The organism is Streptomyces sp. NPDC058741 (assembly GCF_042746715.1).
In the GTDB taxonomy this organism is placed as follows: Bacteria; Actinomycetota; Actinomycetes; order Streptomycetales; family Streptomycetaceae; genus Streptomyces.
The window spans coordinates 118037-141640 of the sequence record NZ_JBHYQH010000007.1 but is presented as its reverse complement, the minus strand read 5'-3'; the positions used below and the strand labels follow the sequence as shown (position 1 = coordinate 141640).

21 protein-coding genes, 1 tRNA gene and 2 pseudogenes are annotated in these 23604 nt (G+C 71.7%); 6 read left to right on the top strand and 18 right to left on the bottom strand.

The features are described 5' to 3' along the window. Nucleotides 1-2: 2 nt before the first annotated feature. Nucleotides 3-449: a GNAT family N-acetyltransferase gene (locus ACFW6P_RS08440; protein WP_386346776.1), complete on the bottom strand. Its 447-nt coding sequence runs from the start codon at nt 447-449 to the stop codon at nt 3-5. 309 nt (nt 450-758) lie between these two features. Between ACFW6P_RS08440 and ACFW6P_RS08435 the strand changes: the two genes are divergently transcribed. Continuing rightward, nucleotides 759-1526, top strand: coding sequence for a LuxR C-terminal-related transcriptional regulator (locus ACFW6P_RS08435; RefSeq protein ID WP_386346774.1), 768 nt, complete (start codon nt 759-761; stop codon nt 1524-1526). Here ACFW6P_RS08435 and tamR read toward each other — a convergent pair. Continuing rightward, a complete protein-coding gene (tamR, locus tag ACFW6P_RS08430) occupies nt 1485-1982 on the bottom strand; it encodes a MarR family transcriptional regulator TamR (protein WP_059196100.1) in 498 nt (165 codons plus the stop codon). The two genes, ACFW6P_RS08435 and tamR, sit on opposite strands and share 42 nt — an antisense overlap. A 115-nt stretch (nt 1983-2097) precedes the next feature. On the opposite strand from tamR, the pseudogene ACFW6P_RS08425 reads away from it, so the two are divergent. Further along, nucleotides 2098-2926, top strand: a pseudogene (locus ACFW6P_RS08425) (methyltransferase domain-containing protein). 7 nt (nt 2927-2933) lie between these two features. On the opposite strand, the gene ACFW6P_RS08420 reads toward ACFW6P_RS08425, so the two are convergent. From ACFW6P_RS08420 to ACFW6P_RS08405, 4 genes are read right to left on the bottom strand one after another with little or no spacing between them, the layout of a single operon-like run. Continuing rightward, nucleotides 2934-3182, bottom strand: a complete 249-nt coding sequence (locus tag ACFW6P_RS08420; RefSeq protein ID WP_386346771.1) for a type II toxin-antitoxin system RelE/ParE family toxin — start codon at nt 3180-3182, stop codon at nt 2934-2936. Next, a complete protein-coding gene (locus tag ACFW6P_RS08415; RefSeq protein ID WP_386346769.1) occupies nt 3179-3430 on the bottom strand; it encodes a type II toxin-antitoxin system Phd/YefM family antitoxin in 252 nt (83 codons plus the stop codon). The genes ACFW6P_RS08420 and ACFW6P_RS08415 overlap by 4 nt, the downstream gene beginning before the upstream one ends. A 51-nt stretch (nt 3431-3481) precedes the next feature. After that, nucleotides 3482-4159: a TetR family transcriptional regulator gene (locus tag ACFW6P_RS08410; RefSeq protein ID WP_386346767.1), complete on the bottom strand. Its 678-nt coding sequence runs from the start codon at nt 4157-4159 to the stop codon at nt 3482-3484. Next, entirely contained in the window at nt 4156-5175 is a 1020-nt protein-coding gene (locus tag ACFW6P_RS08405) for an acyl-CoA desaturase (protein ID WP_386346765.1), read from the bottom strand. The genes ACFW6P_RS08410 and ACFW6P_RS08405 overlap by 4 nt, the downstream gene beginning before the upstream one ends. Before the next feature lie 297 nt (nt 5176-5472). Here ACFW6P_RS08405 and ppc point away from each other — a divergent pair, with 297 nt between their 5' ends. After that, nucleotides 5473-8205 carry a phosphoenolpyruvate carboxylase gene (gene ppc, locus ACFW6P_RS08400; protein ID WP_386423209.1) on the top strand — a complete coding sequence of 911 codons (2733 nt, stop codon included), beginning with the start codon at nt 5473-5475 and terminating at the stop codon, nt 8203-8205. Between the two features lie 99 nt (nt 8206-8304). Here ppc and ACFW6P_RS08395 read toward each other — a convergent pair whose 3' ends face one another. The 7 genes and pseudogenes from ACFW6P_RS08395 to ACFW6P_RS08365 all read right to left on the bottom strand — a co-directional run bounded on the left by ACFW6P_RS08395 (nt 8305) and on the right by ACFW6P_RS08365 (nt 13976). After that, nucleotides 8305-8796, bottom strand: coding sequence for a hypothetical protein (locus ACFW6P_RS08395; RefSeq protein ID WP_386346761.1), 492 nt, complete (start codon nt 8794-8796; stop codon nt 8305-8307). A 54-nt stretch (nt 8797-8850) separates the two neighbouring features. Beyond that, nucleotides 8851-9453 carry an aminoacyl-tRNA hydrolase gene (gene pth, locus ACFW6P_RS08390; RefSeq protein ID WP_386346759.1) on the bottom strand — a complete coding sequence of 201 codons (603 nt, stop codon included), beginning with the start codon at nt 9451-9453 and terminating at the stop codon, nt 8851-8853. An 87-nt stretch (nt 9454-9540) separates the two neighbouring features. After that, nucleotides 9541-10137 carry a 50S ribosomal protein L25/general stress protein Ctc gene (locus ACFW6P_RS08385; RefSeq protein ID WP_386346757.1) on the bottom strand — a complete coding sequence of 199 codons (597 nt, stop codon included), beginning with the start codon at nt 10135-10137 and terminating at the stop codon, nt 9541-9543. Nucleotides 10138-10334: 197 nt separating this feature from the next. Then, the gene (locus ACFW6P_RS08380; protein ID WP_386346755.1) at nt 10335-11315 is read right to left on the bottom strand and encodes a ribose-phosphate diphosphokinase; all 981 of its coding nucleotides are present in this window, start codon (nt 11313-11315) and stop codon (nt 10335-10337) included. Nucleotides 11316-11451: 136 nt separating this feature from the next. Next, nucleotides 11452-12897, bottom strand: a complete 1446-nt coding sequence (gene glmU, locus ACFW6P_RS08375) for a bifunctional UDP-N-acetylglucosamine diphosphorylase/glucosamine-1-phosphate N-acetyltransferase GlmU (protein WP_386423208.1) — start codon at nt 12895-12897, stop codon at nt 11452-11454. Nucleotides 12898-13019: 122 nt separating this feature from the next. Then, nucleotides 13020-13091: transfer RNA gene (locus ACFW6P_RS08370), tRNA-Gln, on the bottom strand. A 12-nt stretch (nt 13092-13103) separates the two neighbouring features. Further along, nucleotides 13104-13976: pseudogene (locus tag ACFW6P_RS08365) on the bottom strand (hypothetical protein). A 166-nt stretch (nt 13977-14142) separates the two neighbouring features. On the opposite strand from ACFW6P_RS08365, the gene ACFW6P_RS08360 reads away from it, so the two are divergent. Beyond that, on the top strand, nt 14143-15441 hold the full coding sequence (locus tag ACFW6P_RS08360; RefSeq protein WP_386346751.1) for a sensor histidine kinase: 1299 nt from the start codon (nt 14143-14145) through the stop codon (nt 15439-15441). Nucleotides 15442-15473: 32 nt separating this feature from the next. On the opposite strand, the gene ACFW6P_RS08355 is transcribed toward ACFW6P_RS08360, so the two are convergent. Both ACFW6P_RS08355 and ACFW6P_RS08350 read right to left on the bottom strand, forming a co-directional pair. Then, nucleotides 15474-15968: an SUKH-3 domain-containing protein gene (locus ACFW6P_RS08355; protein WP_386346749.1), complete on the bottom strand. Its 495-nt coding sequence runs from the start codon at nt 15966-15968 to the stop codon at nt 15474-15476. Between the two features lie 107 nt (nt 15969-16075). Next, the gene (locus ACFW6P_RS08350; RefSeq protein WP_386346747.1) at nt 16076-16606 is read right to left on the bottom strand and encodes a YwqJ-related putative deaminase; all 531 of its coding nucleotides are present in this window, start codon (nt 16604-16606) and stop codon (nt 16076-16078) included. Between the two features lie 306 nt (nt 16607-16912). On the opposite strand from ACFW6P_RS08350, the gene ACFW6P_RS08345 reads away from it, so the two are divergent. Beyond that, nucleotides 16913-17947, top strand: a complete 1035-nt coding sequence (locus ACFW6P_RS08345; protein WP_386346745.1) for an SMI1/KNR4 family protein — start codon at nt 16913-16915, stop codon at nt 17945-17947. An 8-nt stretch (nt 17948-17955) separates the two neighbouring features. After that, nucleotides 17956-20631 carry an SUKH-4 family immunity protein gene (locus ACFW6P_RS08340; protein WP_386346743.1) on the top strand — a complete coding sequence of 892 codons (2676 nt, stop codon included), beginning with the start codon at nt 17956-17958 and terminating at the stop codon, nt 20629-20631. A gap of 198 nt (nt 20632-20829) precedes the next feature. Here the strand turns inward: ACFW6P_RS08340 and ACFW6P_RS08335 are convergent, their stop codons facing one another. The 3 genes from ACFW6P_RS08335 to ACFW6P_RS08325 all read right to left on the bottom strand — a co-directional run bounded on the left by ACFW6P_RS08335 (nt 20830) and on the right by ACFW6P_RS08325 (nt 23599). After that, the gene (locus ACFW6P_RS08335) at nt 20830-22443 is read right to left on the bottom strand and encodes a cation acetate symporter (protein WP_386346741.1); all 1614 of its coding nucleotides are present in this window, start codon (nt 22441-22443) and stop codon (nt 20830-20832) included. After that, the gene (locus ACFW6P_RS08330) at nt 22440-22889 is read right to left on the bottom strand and encodes a DUF485 domain-containing protein (protein ID WP_386346739.1); all 450 of its coding nucleotides are present in this window, start codon (nt 22887-22889) and stop codon (nt 22440-22442) included. Before ACFW6P_RS08330 ends, ACFW6P_RS08335 begins: the two co-directional genes overlap by 4 nt. A 203-nt stretch (nt 22890-23092) precedes the next feature. Beyond that, entirely contained in the window at nt 23093-23599 is a 507-nt protein-coding gene (locus tag ACFW6P_RS08325) for a GNAT family N-acetyltransferase (protein ID WP_386346737.1), read from the bottom strand. Nucleotides 23600-23604 lie beyond the last annotated feature (5 nt).

Sequence of the window (23604 nt, the reverse complement as noted above, 5' to 3'; positions counted from 1 at the left end):
GCTCAGCCCAGCTTCTTCGTCAGCAGGTACTCCGTGATACCCGGCGGATAGTCCGGCACCGCGCACACCACCTCGTACCCCCGTTTCTCGTAGAAGCGGGGGGCCTGGAAGTCCCAGGTCTCCAGGCGGGCCGCGCGGCAGCCGCGCCGGGTGGCCGCGAGGTGCTCCGCACGCGCCAGGAGGCGGGTGCCCAGGCCCGCGCCCCGGAGGCGGTCGTCGACCCACAGGTAGGTCACGTGGAGCCAGGTCGCCCAGGTGTAGCCGACCAGGCCGCCGGCGAGGGTGCCGTCCGTGTCGTTCACAGCCCACACGTGCAACGGGACGTCCCGTTCGGCCGGTGTTCCGCGCAGGGCTCGCAGGACCGGGGAGGCGGCTGTGTTCGAGTCCCGCAGCCGTGTGCGGAGCAGATCACGTCGGGCCTTGTCGACTTCTGTCTCAAGACGGAACATGCGGCACACCATAAACGCGCCGGACGGCCAGTTCTGCAAAGAGCCTTCCGCTCCGGGCCCCCGTCCGTACCCTGATGAACAGCACCGGAGGGGGCCGGTGCCGTTCAGGGGGCGAGACAGCCGGGTACGACGCCCGGGGTGGGGGTGGCGGTTCCTGCACGGCGGCGGCCGTGCGGCTGCGGCGACCCGGCCAGGCCGCGGCACGGACGGACGCGGCGATCAGGACACCCCGGCGTCGTGCCCGCGCGGTGTCGTCTGCCGCCGATGGGGTATCCCCTGCTCCTCAGGAGCACCGGGGAAGGGGGTTAGGTGGTTCGCATCCGAGTCCTGGTCGTCGACGACCATCGCATCTTCGCCGAGTCACTCGCCGCGGCCCTGGCCGCCGAGCCCGACGTGGAGGTCTCCGCGGCCGCCAGCGGCCCGGCCGCGCTGCGCTGCCTGGAGCGGGCGGTCGCCGAGGGGCGCCGGTTCGACGTGCTGCTCGTCGACGCCGACCTGGGCGGGAAGGTGCCGGGCGCCCGGCCGGCCGTACCCGTCCAGGAGGGCAACGAGGACGGGCTCGTCGACGGGATCTCCCTCGTCACGGGCGTGCGCTCCGCGCAGCCGAACGTACGGATCGTGGTGCTCGCCGCGAAGGACGACCCGCGCCGGGCGGCGCTCGCCCTGCAGGCCGGCGCGTCCGGCTGGGTCGCGAAGGACTGCTCGCTCTCCCGGCTGCTCACCGTCGTCCGGGGCGTCCTGCGGGACGAGACGCATCTGCCGCCCGCCCTGCTCACCGGTGTGCTGCGCGAGCTCACCGCCGCCCGCAAGCACCGCACCGAGAGCGAGCGGCTCGTCCAGTCGCTGACGCCGAGGGAGCGGGAAGTGCTGCGCTGCATGCTCGCCGGGCTGGGGCGCAAGGCCGTCGCCGAGCGGCTCTACCTGTCGCCGCACACCGTACGGACCCATATGCAGAACGTCCTCGGCAAGCTGGGCGTGCACTCCACGCTCGCCGCCGTCGCCCTCGCGCGCCGGGCCGGTGTCGGGCCCGTCGACCTAGCCGGGGATGTTGTCGAACGGGGCGGTCAGCTGGCGTAGCAGCCCCGCCAGTTCGCCGCGCTGGGCGCGGGAGAGCTCCGCGAGGATCGCGCGCTCCTGGTCCAGCAGACCCGCCAGGGCCTGGTCCGCGCGGTCGCGGCCCTCGTCCGTCAGCCGGACCAGCACACCGCGGCGGTCGGAGGGGTCGGGGAGGCGCTCCACCAGGCCCTTCTTGGCCAGGCGGTCGATGCGGTTCGTCATCGTGCCCGACGTGACCAGCGTCTGGGTCAGGAGCTGACCGGGGGAGAGCTGGTACGGCGTGCCCGCGCGCCGCAGGGCCGTCAGGACGTCGAACTCCCACGGCTCCAGACTGTGCTCCGAGAAGGCCAGCCGGCGCGCCCGGTCCAGATGCCGGGCCAGTCTGCTCACGCGGCTCAGCACCTCGAGCGGTTCCACGTCGAGGTCCGGGCGCTCCCGGCGCCATGCTGCGACCAGCCGGTCGACCTCGTCCTCCATGGCGATCAGTGTAGTGGTTGTGTCGACGTAGAGTCTCTTGACGCCCACTATCTTGACATCGAGATACTGTGGGCCGAGGCCGGCCTCACGTCCCGTACGGTCAGCACCACAGGACATCCGGAGGAGCCGTGTCCGCTGCCGTCCCCACCGGGACCCCGCCCAGTACCTGCGCCACGCCGGCCCTCGCGCCCGCCCCTTCGCCGACCTCCTCGCCCGCGTCCCCGATCCGCCCACGGACCCGCCCCGCATCGCAGACCTCGGCTGCGGCCCCGGCAACGTCACCGCGCTGCTCACCGGCCGCCGGCCCGCCGCCCGCTCACCGGCTACGCCGACTCCCCCGAGATGCTCGACCGGGCCCACGTCGACCACGAGGGCCCGACGCCCGGCGGCGGACACCTCGACTTCACCCACGCCGACGTCCGGACCTGGACGCCCGGAGAGCCGCACGACCTGATCATCGGCAACGCCACGCTGCAGTGGGTGCTCGGGCACGTCGAACGCTTCACCGACGGGGCCGCCGGCCTGAAACCCGGAGGCACCTCGCCTTCCAGGTCCCCGGTAACTTCGCCGCCCCCAGTCACCGCCTGATGCGCGAGCCCGCCGCGTCGCCCCGCTGGCGCGACCGGCCGGGCGGCGTCCTGCGGCACGCCGACGCCGTGCACACCCCCGGGACCTACCTGGAACGGCTGACGTCCGTCGGCTGCGTGGCGGACGTCTGGGAGACGACGTACCTCCACCTGCTGCACGGCGAGGACCCGGTGCTCGACCGGGTGCGGGGGACCGGGCTGCGGCCCGTGCTGACCGCCCTCGCCGACGACCCCGGAGCCCGGGACGCCGTCGTCGCCGCGTACCGGACCGCCCTGCGCCAGGCGTGTCCGGCCGGGCCGCACGGCACGCCGTTTCCGTTCCGCCGGGTCTTCGCGGTGGCGCGGAAGCCGGCGTGACCGGTGGTCAGGTGATGCGGCCGAGGTGGGTGACGAGGATGTGGATGACGTCGTCGTCGAGGGCGTAGAGGACGCGGTAGGCGCCGACGCGGAGCCGGCGGAATTCCCAGCCGAAAGGGGCTGAGGTGGAGGGACGTGGAGTCTCGGCGAGTGCGTCGACGGCCTCGTACACGGCGGCGAGCCCGGTCGGATCGTCCTTGAGGAAGCGCACCGCCGCGTCCGTGGCGTTCGGTTCCCAGATGATGCGGTAGGTCACGGACGCAGCCCCAGCACGCGCCCGACCTCTTCGTGCGGAATGCCCTCGCCGAGCGTGCCCTCCGCCTTGCGCCGCTGATAGTCCGCGACGGCCAGCGCGTCTTCGAGATCCTCTATCACCTGCGGAGACACGAGCAGCGCGGCCACGTGGCCGTGGTCGGTGATGGCGATGGTCTCGCGGCTGTGGGCCGCGCGCCGGACCAGGTCGCCGAGCTGGGAACGGGCGGAGCTGATCGTGATCTCAGTCATGCGCACATGATGTCACAAGATTAATCTCGTGACCCAAGCGTGCACATGTCCTCAGCTCTTGCGCCGGCCTATCAGGTGCGGCTTGGCCTCCAGGCCGTCCAGACCGTGCCACGCCAGGTTCACCAGGTGCGCGGCCACCTCGGCCTTCCCCGGCTTGCGCACGTCCAGCCACCACTGGCCGGTCAGCGCGACCATGCCGACCAGCGCCTGGGCGTACAGCGGCGCCAGCTTGGGGTCGAAGCCCCGGCTCTTGAACTCCCGGCCCAGGATGTCCTCGACCTGCGTGGCGATGTCGGAGATCAGCGAGGCGAAGGAGCCGGTCGACTGGGGGATGGGGGAGTCACGGACCAGGATGCGGAACCCGTCCGTGTACTCCTCGATGTAGTCCAGGAGCGCGAAGGCAGCCTGTTCGCACAGCTCACGGGGGTGGCCGGCGGTCAGCGAGCCGGTGACCATGTCCAGCAGGCGCCGCATCTCGCGGTCCACCACCACCGCGTACAGGCCCTCCTTGCCGCCGAAGTGCTCGTACACCACCGGCTTGGAGACCCCGGCCTTCGCCGCGATCTCCTCCACCGACGTGCCCTCGAAGCCCTTCGCGGCGAAGAGCGTGCGACCGATCTCCAGCAGCTGCTGACGGCGCTCGGCACCGGTCATCCGGGTGCGACGCACTCGCCGCGGCTTGTCATCGCTGGGGGTGCTGCTCGAGTCGGTCGCCACAGCGACCATCATGCCGCCTCGACGGGCTCCTTCCCGCGCCGGGAGCCGCCTTCCCCGGAGTCACGCCGCGAATCGATACGCGAGCGTGACGGCCACCGCACGTCGTACGCCCAGCCCGCCAGTTCGAACCAGCGGATCAGCCGGGCGGAGGAGTCCACCTGCCCGCGCATCACGCCGTGCCGCGCGGAGGTCGGGTCGGCGTGGTGCAGGTTGTGCCAGGACTCGCCGCAGGACAGGACCGCCAGCCACCACACGTTGCCCGATCGGTCACGCGACTTGAACGGGCGCTTGCCCACCGCGTGGCAGATCGAGTTGATCGACCAGGTCACGTGGTGCAGCAGGGCCACCCGGACGAGCGAACCCCAGAAGAACGCCGTGAACGCGCCCCACCAGGACATCGTCACCAGACCGCCGATCAACGCCGGCAGCCCCAGCGACACCACGGTCCACAGCACGAACTGACGGGAGACGGTCCGCAGCGTCCTGTCCTTGATCAGGTCAGGGGCGTACTTCTCCTGCGACGTCTGCTCCTCGTCGAACATCCAGCCGATGTGCGCCCACCACAGGCCCTTCATCAGGGCCGGCAGCGTCTCGCCGAACCGCCACGGCGAGTGCGGGTCGCCCTCCGCGTCGGAGAACTTGTGGTGCTTGCGGTGATCGGCCACCCAGCGCACCAGCGGACCCTCGACCGCCATCGACCCCGCGATCGCCAGCGCGATCTTCAGCGGCCGCTTCGCCTTGAACGAACCGTGCGTGAAGTGACGGTGGAAACCGATCGTGATGCCGTGGCACCCCAGGAAGTAGAAGAAGACCAGCAGGCCCAGGTCCAGCCAGCTCACTCCCCAGCCCCACGCCAGCGGCACCGCCGCCAGCAGCGCGAGGAACGGGACGGTGATGAAGAGCAGGAGGGCGATCTGCTCGATGGACCGCTTCTTCTCGCCGCCGAGCGTGGCGGAGGGCTCTGCAAGATCAGTGGCCTGACCGGGTGCTTTCGGAGCGTCGTCGATCACGTCGGAACTACTGGTCATACGCGTCCCCTGGGGGTGTGCGGAACGGGAGGGGGTGTGACCGGGTCACGCGAACCGCGAGGTGCTTCCTACGGTTCCGTAACCTACGGCTTCGCAAGTATGGCAGTGCCCCGCCCGGCGGCAAGAGCCCGCGAGCCTGCGCGTCCCGGCCGACACCTATCCTGGAGACGGTCGGACAGCGCGGTCCGCTCTGAATTTCTTCCCGGACGTCCGGACCGTACGCGGCCCCCCGCCGCCGCGAGACGCCGTCCGGGTTCCCCTCCCAGACGAGCTTCAACACTGCAAGGAGCCGCACCTGTGAGCAGTGCCGACGACCAGACCACGACGACGAGCAGCGAACTGCGCGCCGACATCCGCCGACTGGGCGACCTCCTCGGGGAGACCCTCGTCCGCCAGGAGGGCCCCGAGCTCCTGGAACTCGTCGAGAAGGTCCGCCGTCTCACCCGAGAGGACGGCGAAGCCGCCGCCGAGCTGCTGCGCGGCACCGAACTCGACACCGCGGCCAAGCTGGTCCGCGCCTTCTCCACCTACTTCCACCTGGCCAACGTCACCGAGCAGGTGCACCGCGGCCGCGAACTGCGCGCCCGGCGCGCCGCCGAGGGCGGACTCCTCGCCCGGACCGCGGACCGGCTCAAGGACGCCGACCCCGAGCACCTGCGCGACACGGTCCGCAACCTCACCGTCCGCCCCGTCTTCACCGCCCACCCCACCGAGGCTGCGCGCCGCTCCGTCCTCAACAAGCTCCGGCGCATCGCCGAGCTCCTGGAGACACCGGTCATCGAGTCCGACCGCCGCCGCCTCGACATCCGCCTCGCCGAGAACATCGACCTCGTCTGGCAGACCGACGAACTGCGCGTCGTCCGCCCCGAGCCCGCCGACGAGGCCCGCAACGCCATCTACTACCTCGACGAGCTGCACGCGGGCGCCGTCGGAGACGTCCTCGAAGACCTCACCGCCGAACTCGAACGGGCCGGCGTCAAGCTCCCCGACGAGACCCGCCCCCTCACCTTCGGCACCTGGATCGGCGGCGACCGCGACGGCAACCCCAACGTCACCCCCCAGGTCACCTGGGACGTCCTCATCCTCCAGCACGAGCACGGCATCAACGACGCCCTGGAGACCATCGACGAACTCCGCGGCTTCCTGTCGAACTCCATCCGCTACACCGGCGCCACCGAGGAACTGCTGACTTCCCTCCAGACCGACCTGGACAACCTCCCCGAGATCAGCCCCCGCTACAAGCGCCTCAACGCCGAGGAGCCCTACCGGCTCAAGGCCACCTGCATCCGGCAGAAGCTGGAGAACACCAAGCAGCGCCTCGCCAAGGGCACGGCACACCAGCCCGGCCGCGACTACCTCGGCACCGGCGAACTCCTCGCCGACCTGCGGATCATCCAGAGCTCCCTGCGCGAACACCGCGGCGGACTCTTCGCCGACGGCCGCCTCGCCCGCACCATCCGCACCCTCGCCGCCTTCGGCCTCCAGCTCGCCACCATGGACGTCCGCGAACACGCCGACGCCCACCACCACGCCCTCGGCCAGCTCTTCGACCGGCTCGGCGAGGAGTCCTGGCGCTACGCCGACATGCCCCGCGAGTACCGCGCCAAGCTCCTCGCCAAGGAACTCCGCTCCCGGCGCCCCCTCGCCCCCACCCCCGCGCCCGTCGACGCGCCCGGCGAGAAGACCCTCGGCGTCTTCCTGACCGTGAAGAAGGCCCTGGAGGTCTTCGGGCCCGAGGTCATCGAGTCCTACATCATCTCCATGTGCCAGGGCGCCGACGACGTCTTCGCCGCCGCCGTCCTCGCCCGCGAGGCCGGGCTCATCGACCTGCACGCCGGCTGGGCCAAGATCGGCATCGTGCCGCTGCTGGAGACCACCGACGAGCTCAAGTCCGCCGACACCATCCTCGAGGAGATGCTCTCCGACCCGTCCTACCGGCGCCTCGTCGCGCTCCGGGGCGACGTCCAGGAGGTCATGCTCGGCTACTCCGACTCCTCCAAGTTCGGCGGCATCACCACCAGCCAGTGGGAGATCCACCGCGCCCAGCGCCGCCTGCGCGACGTCGCCCACCGCTACGGCGTCCGCCTGCGCCTCTTCCACGGCCGCGGCGGCACCGTCGGCCGCGGCGGCGGCCCCACCCACGACGCCATCCTCGCCCAGCCCTGGGGCACCCTCGAGGGCGAGATCAAGGTCACCGAACAGGGCGAGGTCATCTCCGACAAGTACCTCATCCCGTCCCTGGCCCGCGAGAACCTCGAACTCACCGTCGCGGCCACCCTCCAGGCCTCCGCCCTGCACACCGCGCCCCGCCAGTCCGACGAGGCCCTCGCCCGCTGGGACGCCGCGATGGACGTCGTCTCCGACGCCGCCCACGCCGCCTACCGCCGCCTCGTCGAGGACCCCGACCTGCCGACGTACTTCCTCGCGTCGACACCGGTGGACCAGCTCGCCGACCTGCATCTGGGCTCCCGGCCCTCCCGCCGCCCCGGCTCCGGCGTCTCGCTCGACGGTCTGCGCGCCATCCCCTGGGTGTTCGGCTGGACCCAGTCCCGGCAGATCGTCCCCGGCTGGTTCGGCGTCGGCTCCGGCCTCAAGGCCCTGCGCGAGGCCGGCCTCGACACCGTCCTCGACGAGATGCACGAGCAGTGGCACTTCTTCCGCAACTTCATCTCCAACGTCGAGATGACCCTCGCCAAGACCGACCTGCGGATCGCCCAGCACTACGTCGACACCCTCGTCCCCGACGAGCTCAAGCACGTCTTCGACACCATCAAGGCCGAACACGCGCTCACCGTCCGCGAGGTCCTGCGCGTCACCGGCGAGAACGAACTCCTCGACGCCACACCCGTGCTGAAGCAGACCTTCACCATCCGCGACGCCTACCTCGACCCCATCTCCTACCTCCAGGTCGCCCTGCTCAAGCGGCAGCGCGACGCCGTGGCCGCCGGCGAACAGCCCGACCCGCTGCTCGCCCGCGCCCTGCTCCTCACCGTCAACGGCGTGGCAGCCGGCCTGCGCAACACCGGCTGACCCGCCCCGGACACGACCGTGCCCTCGAACCCGTACGGGCTCGGGGGCACGGCACATTCCGGATCAGCCCAGCCGACCCCCGCGGCGGCGCGGCACCCCTCACACCGACACGAACGCAGCCGTCAGCAACGCCACCCCGGACAACCCCATGGCCCACCCCAACCGCGTCCGCAGCAGACCCCCCGCCACCACCACCGACGCCAGCAGCAGAGCACCACCCATAGGAACCCACGCGTACAGCACCCCGGCCGGACCCGAACGGACCGCGTCCTCCCCGCCCGGCTTCATGACGACCGTGTAGGTCCTGCCCCGCTCCACCGCGACCGACTTCTCCAGCTCCACCCGCGGCCGCGGCTGCGAACCCTCCGACAACGGCGTGTACCGGCCCGTGCACGTCTTCGGCCCGCACCGCGTCACATCCACCGTGCCCCGCTCACGGCCCTTCGTCAGCATCACGTGCTGCGCCGTACCCCACGACGCCCACACCCCCGCGATCAGGATCAGCACCGCGACCGCACCCATCACCGCGAACCGCCCGAACCGCAGCGCGGCCATCGAGGTCCGGCGGGAAGAGGCGGCAGTGGCAGGCATGGCCGGGATCATTGGCCATGCCTGAACGGCCCGTCAACCTCACCGGGCGACAAGTCAGGAGTTGTACGTACTCTGCGCCCGCTCCAGACCCTCGATCACCAGACACTCCACCGCGTCCGCCGCCCTGTCGACGAAGTAGTCCAGCTCCTTGCGCTCCGCCGACGAGAAATCCCTCAGCACGAAGTCCGCCACCGGCATCCGCCCCGGCGGCCGCCCGATCCCGAACCGCACCCGGTGATACTCCGCACCGAAGGCCTTCGTCATCGACTTCAGCCCGTTGTGCCCGTTGTCCCCGCCACCCAGCTTCAACCGCAACGACCCGAAGTCGATGTCCAACTCGTCGTGAACCGCCACCACATGCCCCACCGGCACCTTGTAGAAGTCCCGCAACGCGTTCACCGGCCCACCCGACAGATTCATGTAGGACATCGGCTTCGCCACGATCACCCGCCGGTTCGACGGCCCCGGCGGCCCGATCCGCCCCTCGACCACCTGCGCCTGCGCCCGGCCGGCCCGCTTGAACCTCCCCCCGACCCGGTCCGCCAGCAGATCGGCCACCATGAAACCCACGTTGTGCCGGTTCCCCGCATACTCAGGCCCCGGATTGCCCAGACCCACGATCAGCCAGGGAGCAGCGGCATCGGTCGTCACGTCCATGTCTCCTTCCTGTCCACGCGTCCACACATACGCGTCGGCCGCTGCCCCGCGCGGGAACAGCGGCCGACGCAACGACGACGCGGAGGATCAGGCCTCGGCGGCCTCTCCCCCAGCGGCCTCCTCGCCCTCCTGTGCCTCCTCGGCCTGAGCGGACAGCACCTGCAGGACGACAGCGTCCTCGTCCACGGCCAGCGTGACACCCTTGGGCAGCTCGATGTCCTTCGCCAGGATCGAGGCACCGGCCGTCAGACCCTCCACGGACACCGTCACGGCCTCCGGGATGTGCGTCGCCTCGGCCTCGACGGGCAGCGCGTTCAGCACGTGCTCCAGCAGGTAGCCACCCGGAGCCAGCTCACCCTCGGTCTGCACCGGGATCTCCACCGTGACCTGCTCGCCGCGCTTCACCAGCAGCAGGTCCACGTGCTCCAGGAAACCCTTCAGCGGGTCACGCTGCACGGACTTCGGAATCGCCAGCTCGTTCGTCTTGCCGTCGATGTCCAGCGCGATCAGCACGTTCGGCGCACGCAGCGCCATCAGCAGCTCGTGACCCGGCAGGGTCAGGTGCAGCGGGTCCGAACCGTGCCCGTACAGCACACCCGGAACCTTGTCCTCACGACGGATACGGCGCGCCGCACCCTTGCCGAACTCGGTGCGCGTCGCCGCGGAGATCTTCACCTCGGACATGTCAACCACTCCTCGAAGTCAGAAACGGGTGGGGTTACCCCCTGCTCTTTGGAGCTTGGGGGAGGTCACCCGGCCACGAACGGCCTGCTACGAAGAGCGCGTCGATAACGGACCACCGACCCACAACGGGAACGGCCTCCCTCGCCGAGCAACTGCAGCAGTCTACTCGGAGAGGGAGGCCAGACCCAAAAGGATCTCTACTGCTCGTCGAACAGACTCGTCACCGAACCGTCCTCGAACACCTCACGCACCGCACTCGCGATCGTGGGTGCGATCGACAGCACCGAGATCTTGTCCAGATCTCCGCTCAGCTCCGACGGCGTCGGCAGCGTGTTCGTGAACACGAACTCACTCACCCGCGAGTTCTTCAGCCGGTCCGCCGCCGGACCCGACAGCACACCGTGCGTCGCCGTCACGATCACGTCCTCCGCGCCGTGCGCGAACAACGCGTCCGCCGCGGCGCAGATCGTCCCACCGGTGTCGATCATGTCGTCCACCAGCACGCACACGCGACCCTCGACCTCGCCCACCACCTCGTGGACGGTCACCTGGTTCGCCACGTCCTTGTCCCGGCGCTTGTGCACGATCGCCAGCGGCGCACCCAGCCGGTCGCACCAGCGGTCCGCGACCCGCACCCGGCCCGCGTCCGGGGACACCACCGTCAGCTTGTCCCGGTCCACCTTCCGGCCCACGTAGTCCGCCAGCAGCGGCAACGCGAACAGATGATCCACCGGACCGTCGAAGAAGCCCTGGATCTGGTCCGTGTGCAGATCCACCGTCAGGATCCGGTCCGCACCCGCGGTCTTCATCATGTCCGCGATCAGACGCGCCGAGATCGGTTCACGCCCGCGGTGCTTCTTGTCCTGCCGCGCGTAACCGTAGAACGGCACGATCACCGTGATGGAACGAGCCGACGCCCGCTTCAACGCGTCGATCATGATCAACTGCTCCATGATCCACTTGTTGATCGGAGCCGTGTGGCTCTGGATCAGGAAGCAGTCCGCGCCACGCGCCGACTCCTGATAACGCACATAGATCTCACCGTTCGCGAAGTCGAAGGCCTTCGTCGGGACGACCCCGACACCCAGCTGTTGGGCGACCTCCTCCGCAAGCTCGGGGTGGGCGCGGCCGGAGAAGAACCGCAACTTCTTCTCGCCGGTCGTCTTGATCCCGGTCACAGCACTGTCTCCTCAGAGGTGTCGCAGCTGGGTGTCGAGAGACCTCGCAAGCCGGCTTGCCGGAGGCCGTCTCAGCTGGTGGGGGTGCGGGTGTGCACTTATCACCGTACGCCGTGTTTGAGGCACCGGTTTCCGGTCACCCCTCCCCGGACGACTCCCGGGAAGCCGCCTCCGCCGCCTTCGCGGCCGCGCTCCCCGGACGCTTGCGCGCCACCCAACCCTCGATATTCCGCTGCTGACCACGGGCCACGGCCAGCGAACCGGCCGGAACGTCCTTCGTGATCACCGACCCCGCAGCGGTGTACGCACCGTCCCCCACCGTGACAGGTGCCACAAACATGTTGTCCGCGCCCGTCCTGCAGTGCGAACCGATGGTCGACTGGTGCTTGTCCTGCCCGTCGTAGTTCACGAAGACACTCGCCGCACCGATGTTCGTCTGCTCGCCGATCGTCGCGTCCCCCACGTAGGAGAGATGCGGAACCTTCGTCCCCTCCCCGATCGACGCGTTCTTCGTCTCCACGTACGTACCGATCTTGCCCTTGGCGCCCAGCCGGGTCCCCGGACGCAGGTACGCGTACGGCCCCACCGTCGCCCCCGGACCGACCTCGGCCCCCGACGCCACCGTGTTGTCCACCCGCGCACCCGCACCGACCCGCGTGTCCGTCAGCCGGCAGTTCGGCCCCACCTCGGCACCCTCGGCCAGATGCGTCGCACCGTGCAGCTGCGTACCCGGGTGGACGACGGCGTCCCGCTCGAACGTCACCGTGACATCGACCCAGGTGGTGGCCGGATCGACGACGGTCACCCCGGCGAGCATGGCCGCGTCCAGCAGCCGGTCGTTCAGGATCCGGCGCGCCTGGGACAACTGCACACGGTTGTTGATCCCCGCGATCTCGCGGTGGTCGCCCGCCACGGACGCCCCGACCCGGTGCCCGGCCTCCCGCAGGATCCCCAGCACGTCCGTCAGGTACTCCTCACCCTGGCTGTTGTCCGTCCGCACCTTCTTCAGCGCGTCCGCCAGCAGCCGGCCGTCGAACGCGAACACACCCGAGTTGATCTCCCGGATCGACCGCTGCGCGTCGCCGGCGTCCTTGTGCTCGACGATCGCCGTCACGGCGCCCGTGTCGTCCCGCACGATCCGGCCGTAGCCGGTCGCGTCCGGCACCTCGGCGGTCAGCACGGTGACGGCGTTGCCGTCCGCGGAGTGCGTCCCGGTGAGGGCCCGCAGGGTCGCGCCCGTCAGCAGGGGCGTGTCCCCGCACACGACGACGACCGTCCCGTCGACGGACCCGCCGAGCTCCTCCAGACCCCTCCGCACGGCGTGCCCGGTCCCGTTCTGCTCCGCCTGCACGGCGGTGCGGACGTCGGGCGCGATCCCGCCCAGGTGCGCGGTGACCTTCTCCCGCGCGTGGCCGACCACGACGACCAGGTGCTCGGGGTCCAGCTCACCCGCGGCGGCGAGCACATGCCCCACGAGACTGCGTCCGCAGAGCTCGTGCAGGACCTTGGGTGTGGCCGACTTCATACGGGTGCCCTCACCCGCTGCGAGAACGACGACGGCTGCCGGGCGGTTGGCGCTCACGGAATGCCCTTCGGCTGTGGACGGGGTGGGGTGACATCCGCAGGATACCGGGGGGTTTGTGGAGGGCAGGGGTGTGGGTCCTGACCGGCATCGCCTCAGCCAGGACCCGAACGGAGTGTGTGCTCCCCTGCCAGGACTCGAACCTGGAACAAATCATCCAAAGTGACCCGTGTTGCCCATTACACCACAGGGGACCGTGAACCAGGCTAATCGGACATATCGCCGACCGGCCGGGTGGCTCCCAACACTATGCCGTACCAAGAGCCTTCGATGCGACGGTACAGGTCGGCGCTTTTCCGGACCTTGATCACGAGGCAGCCCCGAGAGGAGTCGCCGGTGTTCTTGCGGACGGTCCTGGGGTTGTGCTTCTTGAGCGTCGTCTTGTTGCACGCGGTGTTGTCCGCGCCGACAAGAGCCGCGCGGTAGCGCTCGGCACCCGCGTCGGCGCTCTCATGGATCATGACCGCGAACCGGACGCGTTCGTGTTCCACCCCCAGCAAGTCCAGCCAGGCCAGGGAACGCCTCGATCATGCCGGGGTCGCTGTTGACGAAGCAGACGTTCTCGCGACGGTCGTAGGGCTTGTCCTTGCCGCCCTCCGCCCAGTGCAGGCCGACCCCTAGCAGGAACAGCTCGCGCGGCGACCAGGTGCCGACGGCCTGCCTCGCCACCTCCTTGGTGCGCCGTCGCTCCCCGTCCCGCAGGCGCATGGTGGCCTCCCAGCCCCGCTTCGCGATCGCCGACGCCTCCTCGGGGGTCCGTCGTCGGTGCTCCGGCTTCGGCGGATCCCGCACCCACAACGGGATCGAACTCTTGGAGCACCCCAGCTCCACCTGGATCCGGTCGTAGGTCCAGCCCTGGAGCCGGGGTTCCCTGGCCTTTCCCCCAGGTCGTCCTTGGCGTTCGGGCGCCTCGTCCAGTCCGGATGCGGCTCGCCCTCCAGGAGGCGGTTGAGGATGTCGTTGTTGTCGACGCGCAGGCGGTCACGGATCTGGCGTCGGCTCAGCCCTGCGCGCCGCAGCGCCACCGCCCGCTCCCGCGGTCCCTCGAAGTCGGTGTACGTGCCGTGTGCATGTGCCATGGGCGTACCGCCCGGCGGAATGAAGAGTTCCGGGCGCGAACAGTGAGTGATTCACTAGTTCGAGGGAGAGCGGGTCTTCTCGCAGGCGAAGGGTCACGGAGTGTGGTGCCGTCAGGTCGGGGAAACTCGCCGGAGAACCGGCGGGGGCCGCCCGTAGGCTGGAGGCATGACCGCGACGGGGGAAGACCATGTGACGGCCCGGGGAGGGCCGTGGTGGTGGGCCAGACGGCGCAGTGCCGTGCTTGATGTGAGTCTGGCCGTGGTGTCCGCGCTGGAGTGCGGGCTGGAAGGGATTCCGTTCGCCCGGGACGCCGGGGTGCCGGTGTCCGCGGGGGTGGTGTTCGGGCTGCTCGCCGGTGCCGTGCTGCTGGTGCGCCGGCAGTGGCCGATCGCCGTCGTGCTGGTGTCGATCGCGATCACGCCGGCCCAGATGGGCTTCCTGATGGGCGTCGTGGGTCTGTACACGCTGGCCGCGTCGGAGCTGCCCCGCCGGATCATCGCCTCGCTGGCGGGGATGTCGCTGGTGGGCACGTTGATCGTGACGTTCGTGAAGACGCGGCAGGACATGTCGCGGGGGGACCTCGGCATAGGGGACTGGTTCGTGCCCTTCGCGGCCGTCACGATGTCGCTCGGGTTCACGGCGCCGCCCGTGCTGCTCGGTCTGTACGTGGGGGCGCGGCGGCGGCTGATGGAGAGTCTGCGGGAGCGGGCGGACAGTCTGGAGCGGGAGCTGCAGTTGCTGGCCGAGCGGGCCGAGGAGCGGGCCGAGTGGGCCCGGAACGAGGAGCGGACGCGGATCGCGCGGGAGATGCACGACGTGGTGGCGCACCGGGTGAGTCTGATGGTGGTGCACGCGGCGGCGTTGCAGGCCGTGGCGCGGAAGGATCCCGAGAAGGCGGTGCGCAACGCCGCGTTGGTGGGGGACATGGGGCGGCAGGCGCTGACCGAGTTGCGGGAGATGCTCGGGGTGCTGCGCAGTGGTGGGGGCCGGCGTGAGTCCGCGGTGGCGGTGCCGTTGGCCGCGGTGGGGGCGGCCGCGGCTGCTGCGGCGTCGCGGGCGGCCGGTGACGAGGGGCCGTGTCTGGCGGAGATCGAGGAGCTGGTGGGGCAGTCGGCCGCGGCGGGGATGGTGGTGGATCTGTCGGTGGAGGGGGAGGTCCGCTCGTATGCGCCGCTGGTGGAGCAGACGGCGTATCGGGTGGTGCAGGAGGCGTTGACGAACGTCCACAAGCACGCGGCGGGTGCGAAGACGTATGTGCGGCTGGCGCATCGGGTGTCGGAGATCGCGGTGCAGGTGGAGAACGAGCCGCCGTTGGAGGCGGCGTCGTCGGCGCGGTTGCCGTCCGGGGGGAACGGGCTGGTGGGGATGAAGGAGCGGGTGTCGGCGCTGGGCGGGGTGTTCGTGTCGGGGCCGACGGACGCGGGGGGTTTCCGGGTGTCGGCGGTGATTCCGGCGTCTTCGTAGGGGGTGGCCCGTGGGGGGTCCGGGCGTGGGGGTCAGGCGGTGGTGAGGCGTGGGGGTTCGGTGCCGGTGACGAGGGTGGTGAGGGCCTGGTCGATGTCGGCTCCGAGGTACCAGTCGCCGGTGTGGTCGAGGGCGTAGACGCGGCCGTCGGTGTCGATGGCGAGGAGGGCCTGGCTGTCGGTTTCGACGCCGAGGGGGCAGACCTCGGTGCCGAGGGCGCGTCCGAGGTCGCCGAGGGTGCGGGCCATGTGGAGGCCGTGTATCGGGTCGAGGTGGAGGGGGGCGGGGGCGACCTGGCGGGCGGGGCCGGTGGGGGTGATGTGGAGTCCGCCGAATTCGGCCCAGGCTTCGACGGCGGCGGGGAAGACCGCGTGGCGGTGGCCGGCGGGTGAGGTGTGGTCGCGCAGGGTGTCGGCCCAGATCTCGGCTTGTTTGATGTCCCAGCGTCCGGGGTGCCAGCCGGCGGCGCGCAGGGCGGCGTCGACGGGTACGGCGAAGCGGGTGGTCGAGGTGCGGTCGGCGTGCATCTGCCCTTCGTCTCGTCGAGGTCATGGGGTGGTGCGCGGCCCGGGGTGGGGGTGCTGTGCTGTGCGTGGGGTGGTGCCTGTGGGTGGGGTGGGTGTCGGTCGTCGGGTCAGCTGTCGTGGGATGCCGGGTCGACGATGCGGACGCCGAAGTGGGCGCTGAGTGCGGTGCAGGCGTGGCAGGGGGTGGCGAAGCTGCCGTGGAGGGGGTCGCCGTCCTCGCGGATGCGGCGGGTGGTGAGTTTGGCCTGTTTGAGGGCTTTGCGCGCCTCGCCGTTGGTCATGGGTCTGCGGGCGGCGCGTTTGCTGCGGGCGGCGTCGGCGGCGGCGATGTGGCGGGAGATGAGGATGGACTCGGCGCAGCGGCCGGTGAAGCGGTCGCGCTGGGCGCTGGTGAGGGTGTCGAGGAAGTCCTGGACGAGGGGGTGCAGGGCGGGGGGTGTGTCGCCGCGGGCGGCGGTGCCGGTGAGGGTGGTGCCGCGGACGGAGAGGGCGGCGGCGACGGTGGGGAGGATGCCGTCGCGGCGGTGGTGCAGGGCGGGGGCGTGGGTGGTGTCGGTGGCGCTCCAGCCGATGCGGGGGTCGCCGGAGCGTGGGTCGGTGGACCTGCCGGTGTGCGGTCCTGTCTGTGTCGCGTTCATGATCGTGCTCCCCTCCGTGCATCCCCCGGGAGGTCACAGACTGCCAAATGGCGAGGCTGGTGCGGAAGCTGGGGCGCTGCGACACGCCCGCAGCGGGTCATGGCGTCACGGTGGGGTGACGCCTGGTCACGGAGGCGGAGGAGGGGGTGGACCGGTGCCGGTGACCGGGCCGGCCGTACCGCATAGGCTGTCGGCACCGCGGGTGATGCGGTGAGGTCGAGACAGCAGACGTGACAGTCGATAGGGGCCGTAGTGCGCCAGGGTGGTCATTACGGGTCGTACAGAGTGCCGCAGGGGGCAACCGCCATGACGACAGGTCGGCTCGGGCTGGGGGCGCTTCCCGGCCGCCAGGCCGGGGGACACGCCGCGCCGCCGAACGCGGCCTACGCCGGGCAGGTCGTGCATTTCCCGGATCCGGTCCGGGCGGCCCGTCACCCGAGGGGGGTGCGGGTGGACGAGCGTGGTTATCCCGACTTCTCGCCTTATGCGCGTGCGGCGGCGGAGATCGCGGAGCCGCCGGAGGGTTTCGGGGTCGACGAGTTGCGGCTGACGGACTACGTGTCGGCGAACACGGCGTTGTCGGCGTCGGGGCACGCGTTGTGGGACACGGTCCCGGCGGTGGCGACGCCGCACGGCTGGACGTGGCACCACGTGGCGGGTACGCGGCGGCTGGAACTGGTGCCGGTCGAGGTGAAGGCGTTGCTGCGGCATCACGGTGGTGTGGCGACGTCGGGCGTGGACCAGGCCAAGCGGGGGACGCGGCCGTTGCAGGAGACGCGTCCGGCGCATTTCGGGTTGCCGAAGTCGGGTGTGGCGGTGAGTGAGGCGCAGGTGCAGGGGGTCGAGGAGGATCTCGGGTACCGGCTGCCGGGTGCGTACCGGTCGTTCCTGAAGGCGGCGGGCGGATGTGCGCCGGTGGGTGCGGCGCTGGACGCGGAGCTGGGGCTGCTGATCGACCAGCCGTTCTTCACGGTGCGCGACGAGGCGGCGGTGAACGACCTGGTGTACGTCAACAAGTGTCTGCGTGACCATCTGACCAAGGACTATCTGGGTGTCTCGTTCGTGCAGGGCGGGTTGCTCGCCGTGAAGGTGAAGGGTGAGCGGCTGGGGTCCGTGTGGTTCTGCGCGTACGACGACGTGCGGGACGTGGATCCGTCGTCGCCGCCCGCTGAGCGGGTGGAGCGGCTGTTGCTGCCGTGCGGGGACGACTTCGACGTCTTCCTGTCGCGGTTGGCGGGCAATCCGCCGGAGTTGGAGACGGTGGCGAACCTGATGGTGGACGGCGGGTTCGCGCGTGTGGTGCCGGTGGACGCGGTGTCGTCGTCGGCTGTGGGGGAGTGACGTCGGCGATGGTGACCTTCGCGCAGGCGCAGGAGCGCGCGGAAGAGTGGATCAACGGGGACGTGCCGTCGTACCAGCATCGTGAGGTGCGGGTGCGGGAGTTCGATCTCGGGTTCGTGGTGTGGGCCGAGGACCGTGCGGACGGGCCGCGCTCGGACGGTGGCGCGCAGCGGTTGGTGATCGCGCGCGACAGTGGTGAGGCGACGTTGTGGCCGGGGCTGCCGGTGGGTGAGGTGGTCCGGCGGTACGAGGAGGAGTACGGGCGTGCGGAGGCCGCGGACGAGCCGGTGGCTGCGCCGGCGGCGCGGATCGATCTGAACCAGACGTCGTTCCTGCTGACTCCGCCGGAGTGGTTGCAGGACGCGGCGGACAAGCTGGGCATTCCGGACCGGCGTGGGGCCGGTTCGGGGGCCGGTGCTTCCGGTGGTGGGGGGGCTGCCGGTGGCGGGCAGGATGCGTCCGGCGCTTCGGGCAGTGGTGCGTCGTGGCCGGCGGCCGGGGGGAGTGACGAGCCCGAGGGCGCGGGTGCTTCGGGGGCGCCGGTGCCGGAGGGGGCGACGCCCTGGGCCGGTACGGACACCAACGCGGATGCCGGTGAGGACGGTTCCGTCCCGCTGCCCGCGACCGTTTTCGCGCCGCCGCTGAGCGGGGCCGACGAGCAGGAGCCGCCCGCGTCGTCGGCTTCCGACGCCAAGACTGCTCTGATGTCGGGCGGCAGCGGGCTTCCGCCGACGGCGGTGGTGCCGGCGGTCGACGATCCGAACGCGCGGGGCGCGGGTGCGCCCGGGTGGCCGGGGACGCCGCCCGGCGGTGTGCCGCAGGGCGGTACGCCGCCGCACGGGTATCCGCAGGGGACCGGCGGTGCCGCCGGTCCCGGTCCCGGCTCCGCCGGTGGGCCGCAGCCGCCTTCGGGGCCGGGGGCCGCGCCGAGTGCCGGGGACATCGCGGACGCCGCGACGAGCAAGGCGGCTCCGCCGCAGGGGCGTGGGCGGGGTGCGGGTCCGGCGACGCCGCCTCCGCCGGGTGCGCCGGGGACGCCGGGCGCGCGGCCGGGTGCCACGCCCGCGCCGTCGGGGCCCGGGGTTCCGGGTACTCCGGCGGGCGGGTACGTGCCCACGCAGATGGTGTCGGCGCTCGGGCCTGAAGGGCCGGGGGCCGAGGCACTCGGTGGGCCCGGGGTCCCAGGTGGGCCCGGGGACTCCTCGGGTACGGGAGCCGTGCCGGGCGCCCAGGGCCCCCCGACTCCGCCCGGTCCTCCCGGTGCGCCCGGTGGTACGCCGCCCGGTGGTGTCCACCATGCCGCCACGATGTTCGCCGACCCCGGCCGGCCGGGCCCGGGTGCGCCGCAGCCGCCGGGGCCGCCTGGTGCTCCCCAGCCGCCTGGTGCTCCGAACCCGCCTGGTGCACCGCGGCCTCCGGGTGCGCCCGGTGTTCCTGGCGCTCCCCACCCTCCTGGCGCGCCTCAGCCTCCGGGTGCTCCGAACCCGCCCGGTGGTCCGGGTCCCGTGCACCACGCGGAGACCATGCTGGCCGCGCCCCCGGTGGGCGGCCCCGGCGTGCCTCCGCCGCCGCAGGCTCCCGGCGCGCCTCCCGCCGCCCCGGGTGCGCCCGGTGTGCCGCCCGGTATGCCGCCGGGCGTGATGCCGCCGCACGGCGGGCCGGTGCCCGGGCGGTCCGCGGCGTACGGCTATCCGCAGCAGCCGGCCGGGCAGCCGACGGTCGGGCCCGGCTACCAGGCCGTGCTGCGCTACCGCGCGCAGGACGGGTCCGAGCAGCAGGTGATCCGGCGTTCGGCGCCGGGCACGCCGCACCCGGAGTGGCAGATCTTCCACGAGCTGCGGGCGATGAACGTGCCCACGGACCAGGTGCTGGAGCTGCACACCGAGCTGGAGTCGTGCGAGCTGCCGGGTGCGTACTGCGCGCGGATGATCCGGGAGCAGTGGCCGCAGGCGCGGATCACGAGCATCGCGCCGTACGGCACGGACCATGCGAGCCGGCAGCAGGGCATGCAGCAACTGCTGGCGCACCAGGGCGAGTTGCATCAGGTGGCGGACGGCCCGGCGCGTCCGGCGCCGGTGCGTGCGCCGTTGCCGCCGGTGCCGCCGGCGCCGCCGATTCCGCCGGAGGGCATCGCGCAGGAGCTGGCGGCGGCGTTCGGGCCGGGGGTGTTCCGGTTCGAGCAGGCGGCGGTGTCCCGGCAGGGTGTGCCGCCGGTCGTGGCGCACACGCTGGTGGTGGCCGGTCTGCCGATGGACATGGGCCCGTTCTTCTGGGCGCAGGCCCAGCCGGGGCGGCCCGTTCCGACGCTGGCGGAGCTGGCGGCCGAGCGTGGTGTGCAGCCGGCCGCGGACGCGGGCTCCTACCTGGTGATGGGCAGCGACTTCGGCAAGGCGGTCTGTGTGCAGTACGGCACGGCCAACATCGTCGCCGTGCCGGTGGAGGCGGGGCCGGGCGGGGCGCCCGTACCGCCGCAGTTCGTCAACACCGGGCTGCCGGAGTTCGCGCGCTGCCTGGCGTTGCTCGGGCGGATGTGGCGGCTGCGGTTCGGGCTGAACCAGGAGCAGGCGGGCCGTTGGACCGTCGACTTCCAGGCGCAGTTGGCCGCGCTCGACCCGGCGGCGCTGGGGTCGCCGGAGAGCTGGTGGTCCGTGCTGCTGGAGCAGATGTGGGACGGGCTGCTGTGAGCCGTCGCGGCTGACGTGTCCGACGAAGCCGGGCCCGGTCGCTCGTGCGGCCGTGCCCGGCTTTCCTGTGCCCGAGTCGGTGGGCACGGGGCGGAAGGGCCGCTGCGCGACCACGCCCGGCAGGGTGACGACGCATACCGGTCAACGGGGGGCGGAGCGGAGCCCCGTCGGCCGGCGAGCGGCGGCCCCGCCCCCCCCTCACTCGTGCCTGCGCACCGCGCCCGCCAGGATCCAGCCCTCCACCGCCTCGTACTGGTGGCGCTGCTCCTGCGACCTGCGGCGGCCCGACGCCACGGTGCCCAGCCAGCCGCAGGCGAAGCCGAAGGGGATGGAGAGCAGGCCGGTCGTGGTGAACGGGAACCAGTTGAAGTCGGCCTCCGGGAAGGCGGACAGCGGTGAGCCGGAGACCAGGTTGGTGCCGGGCATCAGCAGCAGGACGGCCAGTGAGCCGCCGATGAGGGTGCTGAGCAGGCCCGTTCGGGTGTAGCGGCGCCAGAAGAGGCTGTAGACCAGGGCGGGTGCGATGGCGGAGGCGCCCAGGCAGAACGACAGCGTCACCAGGGGCTGCAGGCTGCGGTGCTGGACGAGCGTCGCCAGGGCGATCGCCGGGATGCCCACCGCGAGGGCGGAGACGCGGGCCAGGGTCATCTCCCGGCGCGGTGACATCTCCCGTACCCGGGCGGCGAACACGTCGTGGGCCAGGGAGTTGGCGCAGGCGAGGATCATGCCGGCGACGGAGGCGAGCACCGTGAGGAAGACGGCCGTGGTGACGGTGGTGAACAGGAACGTTTCCGCCGTGGACACGTCCGCGCCGAACGCCGCCTGCGAGCCCAGCAGGAACGCGGTGTTGCCCCGCGGGTCCATCTGCGCGATCACCGCCCGTCCGACCAGCGCGGTCGCACCGAAGCCGATGACCGTGATGACGAGCACGAACAGGGCCACGACGGACACCGCCCAGGACATCGACCGCCGTACCTGCCGGGCGCTGCGGGCGGTGTACATGCGCATGGTGACGTGCGGCAGGCAGGCGCCGCCGAGGACGACCGTCAGGTGCGCGGTGATCATGTCCAGGTCGGGGCTGGAGCCGCCGCGGAACTGGAGCCCGGACGACAGGAACGCCGGGCCCGCGCCGCTCCTGGCGGCGGCCGCGGCGAACAGCGCTCCCGGGTCCCAGCCGAAGCGGTGCAGGATCAGCGCCGCGACCACCAGGCCGGAGCCGAGCAGCAGCACGATCTTCAGGATCTGGATGAGGGCGGTGCCCTTCATGCCGCCGATGGCCGCGTAGCTGATCATCAGGGCGCCGACGCCGATGATGCAGCCGGTCTGCAGCGACTCCCCGGAGAAGCCGAGGATGAACGCCATCAGCTGCCCGGTACCGGCCAGCTGCACCAGCATCAGCGGCAGCAGCGCCGCGAGGGTCACCAGGCAGGCCGCGATCCGCACGGCGCGTCCCGGCATACGGCGGGCCAGCGCGTCGCCCATGGTGAACCGGCCCGCGTTGCGCAGGGGTTCGGCCAGCAGGAACATCAGCAGCATCAGCGACAGCGCGGTGCTGAGGGCCAGGACGGTCCCGTCGTAGCCGAACAGGGCGATGACGCCGCCGGTGCCGAGGACGGTGGCGGCGGAGATGTAGTCGCCGGCGATCGCCAGGCCGTTGCGCATCGGGGACAGGGAGCCGTACCCGGTGTAGAACTCGTCGAGGTCGTCCCGGTCCGGGCCCGTCATCACGCACAGCAGCAGCGTGATGGTGGCGACCGCGGTGAAGCCGACCAGGGACATCGCCTGGGCGTTGCCGCTGAACCCGGTGGTCACCGCGTCGCCTCCCGCTTGGCGTCCAGCGCGGCCTGCTTGCGGATCCGGTCCGCGATCGGGTCCACGCGGCGCCGGGCGGTCGTCTCGTACAGGACGATCGCCGCCCAGGTCACGGGGACCTGCAGGAGCGCGAGGAGCAGGCCGGTGGGGACGCCGTCGGTGACGGTGCTCGTCATGAACGAGGGCGCGAGCGCCGACAGGAGCAGGAACAGCACGAAGTAGCCGAGTGCCGCGAGCGTGGCCGTACGCCGCTGCCGGCGGTAGGCGCCGCGCAGGAGCCGCAGGTCGCTGTGGTGCCCGAGCGCGGGGTGGCGCTGGGGGCGCCGCGGGGCCGGTTCGGGCTCCTGCCGCGGCGCCCACGGGTAGGTCTCGGAGGAGTAGGTGCGGTACGAGGGGGAGGAGTCGGGGGGTGGGTACGGGGAGGACGGCTGCGGGTCGTAGGACATCCCGGTTGCTCCTTGCGAGGGTGGGATCCGGTGCGGCGGACCGCAGGGAGGTGGGGGCGGGCGGCCCCGCAGGTTACTTCGGAGTACGGGGCTTGCGCGAGGGTTTCGACAAACTGATCGGTCGGTACATGCTTGCCGCTGCGACCTGGGGTGTTACGCGAGTTGCCACGGATGTGCGAGTGTCCCTTGGTGCCCGCGGGGTGTCAGCGTCCGGCGGCGGCGGCCAAGTGGGGGCGCACGAAAAGGACTTCGGGTCGGCCGTCCGCCGCGGTCTGCTCCACCCGGACGAATCCGTTGCGCGTCAGGACCTTCATGGAGGCCGTGTTGTCCGGTGCGGTGACGGCGGTGAGGGACGTCAGCCCGTAGTCGGTGGCGGCCAGCCGGCACACCGCCGCGACGGCCGCCGTCGCCACGCCCCGGCCGGCGGCGCGTTCGCCGACGCGGTAGCCGAGTTCGGCGCGGCCGTCCACCGCGTCCACCAGGTTCACCCGGCCGACCGGCTCGCCCTCCTCCCCGAGGACGACGTGGAAGTGGCACACGCCCGTCTGCTGCTCGTCGAGGAGCGCCCGGTGCCGTGCGGCGAAGCCCTCGGGCGTGAAGTAGGCGTCCCCGCGGTCCGGGACCGTGCGCGCGAAGTACGCCCGGTTCTCCCGCTCGAACGCCAGCACGGCGTCCGCGTGATCCGCCCGCAGCCGTTCCAGGGTCACCATGCGGG

Coding starts and splice junctions, on each gene's coding strand:
- ACFW6P_RS08440 (WP_386346776.1), bottom strand. CDS start 449: ATGTTCCGTCTTGAGACAGAAGTCGACAAGGCCCGACGTGATCTGCTC.
- tamR (WP_059196100.1), bottom strand. CDS start 1,982: ATGGAGGACGAGGTCGACCGGCTGGTCGCAGCATGGCGCCGGGAGCGC.
- ACFW6P_RS08415 (WP_386346769.1), bottom strand. CDS start 3,430: ATGACTGAGATCACGATCAGCTCCGCCCGTTCCCAGCTCGGCGACCTG.
- ACFW6P_RS08410 (WP_386346767.1), bottom strand. CDS start 4,159: ATGATGGTCGCTGTGGCGACCGACTCGAGCAGCACCCCCAGCGATGAC.
- ACFW6P_RS08405 (WP_386346765.1), bottom strand. CDS start 5,175: ATGACCAGTAGTTCCGACGTGATCGACGACGCTCCGAAAGCACCCGGT.
- ACFW6P_RS08395 (WP_386346761.1), bottom strand. CDS start 8,796: ATGCCTGCCACTGCCGCCTCTTCCCGCCGGACCTCGATGGCCGCGCTG.
- pth (WP_386346759.1), bottom strand. CDS start 9,453: ATGGACGTGACGACCGATGCCGCTGCTCCCTGGCTGATCGTGGGTCTG.
- ACFW6P_RS08385 (WP_386346757.1), bottom strand. CDS start 10,137: ATGTCCGAGGTGAAGATCTCCGCGGCGACGCGCACCGAGTTCGGCAAG.
- ACFW6P_RS08360 (WP_386346751.1), top strand. CDS start 14,143: ATGACCGCGACGGGGGAAGACCATGTGACGGCCCGGGGAGGGCCGTGG.
- ACFW6P_RS08355 (WP_386346749.1), bottom strand. CDS start 15,968: ATGCACGCCGACCGCACCTCGACCACCCGCTTCGCCGTACCCGTCGAC.
- ACFW6P_RS08350 (WP_386346747.1), bottom strand. CDS start 16,606: ATGAACGCGACACAGACAGGACCGCACACCGGCAGGTCCACCGACCCA.
- ACFW6P_RS08345 (WP_386346745.1), top strand. CDS start 16,913: ATGACGACAGGTCGGCTCGGGCTGGGGGCGCTTCCCGGCCGCCAGGCC.
- ACFW6P_RS08340 (WP_386346743.1), top strand. CDS start 17,956: ATGGTGACCTTCGCGCAGGCGCAGGAGCGCGCGGAAGAGTGGATCAAC.
- ACFW6P_RS08330 (WP_386346739.1), bottom strand. CDS start 22,889: ATGTCCTACGACCCGCAGCCGTCCTCCCCGTACCCACCCCCCGACTCC.
- ACFW6P_RS08325 (WP_386346737.1), bottom strand. CDS start 23,599: ATGGTGACCCTGGAACGGCTGCGGGCGGATCACGCGGACGCCGTGCTG.